The following is a 3,096-nucleotide window of genomic DNA, read 5'->3' as shown; positions in this document are numbered from 1 at the left end:
CGCATCAAGCAGCGCTTTGAAGCGCGGCTCTTCCTCGTGCGCGACCGGGCGCAGGGTGATGTCGTGCACGTTCACGCCGCTACCTCGCCAACCAACAGTGGCGGGCAGTTTGGACCAGACGAAGGGAGTTGTCCAGAATCGAGGGTAAATCCCTCAACTGCTGGTCAGTCAGAGTCAGAACGGTTTCGCCCTGGTACAGCAGGCTTCAGGGCTTGCGCTTGCTACCGAGGCTCGCGGCCAGAGCAGCGCCCCGGCTCATCAGCGTCAGTCCCGCGTCGCCGTCACCCACAAAAACCGCTCGCCGCCGATGTCACGCAGGGTCAGGCTCTCTGGGCGTAAGCGGGCGGCTTGCAACTGCTCACGCAACGCTGCCGGGGTCGTATGGCTGTAATACAGGCGCTGGCCGAGGAACGGCTTCCAACCATCGAAGTGCTCGGCCCCGGTGTAGTCGACGGTGGCATAGGTGAACAACAGGTGCCCGCCGGGTCGCAGCCAGTCGTGAATGCGGGCGAACAGCGCAGGGTGTTCGGCGCAGGGGACATGGAACAGGCTGTAGATGGCGGTGACGGCATCGAACTGACCGGTGGCGAACGCGACCTCGCGCATGTCCGCCAGGATGGTGCGCATGGCCGGCACGTAGCGGGCGGCAAGCGCGAGCATCGAGGCGCTGAAGTCGACTCCGGTCACGTCCCAGCCGCGCTCGACGAAGCCCTTGGCCACTGGTTCTCCGGCCCCGCAGCCGAGATCGAGCAGGGCGCTGCTGCCTGCTGGTAGCTGCGAATAGAACGCATCGAGCACCGGCTGCATGTCAAACAGACCGCGGCTGGCATCGTAGCGGGCGGCGAGGGCGTCATAGGCCTGTTGCAGATCGAGGTCGGTGGCTATGGCCGTTCTCCGGAGGGGTGAGCGAGGCGTTGCCTGTGATGAGCCGCCTCATCGACGCGGCTCGCCGACGCGCTTTGCGGCGATCAATGGGTCGAACAGGACCTCCTGGTCCCTGGTGTCGAACGCGATGGCTGAGCGAGGCGCTTGGTCGTCTTCGCGGATCGGGCGGGCGTCGGTTCAACGCGCATCACCGCCTGATTCTGGCACCGTTAGATAGGTCTTGGGCAGATCGGTGCCAACGATTTCGATGACGCTGCTCTCAAAGAAGCTGCCGATCATCGCCGTGTTGCCCGCGGGATACTCGCCGATCGGGAACGCGCTTCCGCGCAGCGCATAGGTTCCTGCTCCGGGTGGCATCTTGAAGAAGACGCGGCAGGGATTGGAGTGGCAGACGCCGGTGTCGCCCGGTGCGAGGGTGATCTCGCCCCAGTCGCTGACCAGGTTGCCGGTGGTGGCACAGCTCGCAAGCAGCAGTGGGAGGAGTGCCAGCAAAGCCAGTGGAGCGGGCAGGGTGTTCACCGGGCAGGCCGTTCAGACAAACAGATCGATCAGGGTTCCGAGCGTCTCATCGGCCGTCTTCACCACCTTGGCAGAGGCGTCCGCCTCGAGTTTGCCGACATGCTGGTTGACCAACTCTTTGGCCACGTCGATCTTCGTGCCTGACGCGCCATTGGAAGCCGTGCCGCTGGTCTGGCGCGCGATGGCATCCGCGGCCGTCGCCACGCTGAGGTGACTGCGCTGCAGGCCAAGCAGGCCGGTATTGAGTGCATGGATCGTCATCTCGCCTCCTGATTAAGTTGTACGACGGGCGTCGAAGGTTTGGGCGCTGCCGTGTCGAGACCTTGTTCTGTCAAGTCTAGTTCAACAACACCGTTCCGCCGCGTTAGCCTGTGATACATGATCTGGATGAGCGGCATTTCTTGGATGCCGCCTCATTGTCGGCGCGATCTGCAGCATCACCGGCGCATTCTGCGGCATCATGCTGGCTTCGACGCCCCGGCTCAAATCGCCATCGCCCGACCGATCCGGCAACCATGATAGACCACACCCAAGATAAGCCCGCCTATCAGTGGCTGCTGCATCCAGACAGCGCCCGTGCGGTGGCCGACTACCGCCAGCAACTGGCCGAGCAGGGGCTGGCCCAAGCCGGTGCCTACCTGCGAGAGCAACTGAGTGATCAAGCCCCCGACAGCCTCAGCGATGCCGCCTTCCTCGAGCACCTGATCAACACCAAACGCCCGCTGATCTTCGCCGAGTCCGTGGTCTATGGCGATGGTCGCGACTGGTCAGCGAAGGAGCTGTCGCTGCTTGGCGATCTGGGTGTTGCTGTGCCAGTTCGGATCTTCGACGACGGGCGCCATCACCGTCCAGCCGTGCATCCCGAGCCGCTGTCGGGAACGCTCCTGTTCATCCCTGGAGCCCTGCTGCGCAATGGTCGCGGCTGTGTGCCGGCGGATTGGTCGGCGGTGACGCGAGACGATCAGCTCGACCCGGTCGGCTACCGCGCCGTCTACGAACGCCGCCTGCTGCCGCTGCTGCGCTACGCGGATCGCGATGCCGCCGAACGCGGGCAGGCGGCCCTGATCACCGTCCCTGGACTCGGCTGCGGTCAATTCGCTGGTCCCTTCGCTGGGAGGCTCGGCGAGCAGCTCAAGCAGGCCCTGATCGCACTGCTCGAACGCCATGCCGCGCAGCTCCCGCACATCCGTCTGATCTACTACGACCCCTACAGCGAATGTGGCAACGAACAGCATGCGTTTGGACCGCTCTCGCTGCGCGTGCGCCCGCTGCTGCAGGGCAATGCCGAGCGCCCGCAGCTCTGCGCACCGAGTGACTACGCCGAGCCCGGTGATGACCTCAGCGACTGTCGGCTCTACAGCATCGTCGCCTGGGACCAGGTCTCTTGGCCGGGCAACGATTACTGGGGCGGCGCACGGATGACCGATGACGGCGTCAAGGCTGCGGCAACCGATCTGATGCGCGCCATCACTGGGGTCGAAGGCGCTTATGACACGCGGGCGAGTGGGTATCAGCCGCCAGCGCCCTATCCGACCTGGGAGGCTCTGGTGCAGGATCAGAATACACAGCTGCAGTTGGTCGATCGGCTGCAGATCCTCGGCTGATCGGGTGCGTGCGTGTTCAGTCCTGCAGGTCCGCCGCTTCGACTCAGCGGCGCTGTCCTCTCACAGCGACACCGCCCGGCGCTCTGAA

General features: G+C 64.7%; 4 protein-coding genes. 1 reads left to right on the top strand and 3 read right to left on the bottom strand.

The annotated features are described in order from the left end of the window. Nucleotides 1–264 precede the first annotated feature (264 nt). The 3 genes from CCR82_RS12190 to CCR82_RS12180 all read right to left on the bottom strand — a co-directional run bounded on the left by CCR82_RS12190 (nt 265) and on the right by CCR82_RS12180 (nt 1,665). Nucleotides 265–807 (bottom strand): class I SAM-dependent methyltransferase, encoded by a 543-nt coding sequence (locus tag CCR82_RS12190; protein WP_201246076.1) that lies wholly within the window; start codon nt 805–807, stop codon nt 265–267. 255 nt (nt 808–1,062) lie between these two features. Continuing rightward, on the bottom strand, nt 1,063–1,404 hold the full coding sequence (locus tag CCR82_RS12185) for a hypothetical protein (RefSeq protein WP_201246075.1): 342 nt from the start codon (nt 1,402–1,404) through the stop codon (nt 1,063–1,065). Nucleotides 1,405–1,416: 12 nt separating this feature from the next. Then, nucleotides 1,417–1,665, bottom strand: coding sequence for a flagellar biosynthesis protein FlgE (locus CCR82_RS12180; protein ID WP_201246074.1), 249 nt, complete (start codon nt 1,663–1,665; stop codon nt 1,417–1,419). A gap of 254 nt (nt 1,666–1,919) precedes the next feature. Between CCR82_RS12180 and CCR82_RS12175 the strand changes: the two genes are divergently transcribed. After that, complete coding sequence (locus tag CCR82_RS12175) at nt 1,920–3,008, top strand: hypothetical protein (RefSeq protein WP_201246073.1); 1,089 nt, start codon at nt 1,920–1,922, stop codon at nt 3,006–3,008. The last annotated feature ends 88 nt before the right edge of the window (nt 3,009–3,096 follow it).

The sequence above is a fragment of the Halochromatium salexigens genome, from assembly GCF_016653295.1.
GTDB classification, from domain to species: Bacteria; Pseudomonadota; Gammaproteobacteria; order Chromatiales; family Chromatiaceae; genus Lamprobacter; species Lamprobacter salexigens.
Note: the sequence above shows the minus strand (reverse complement) of the source record. Positions and strands in the feature narration are given on the sequence as shown.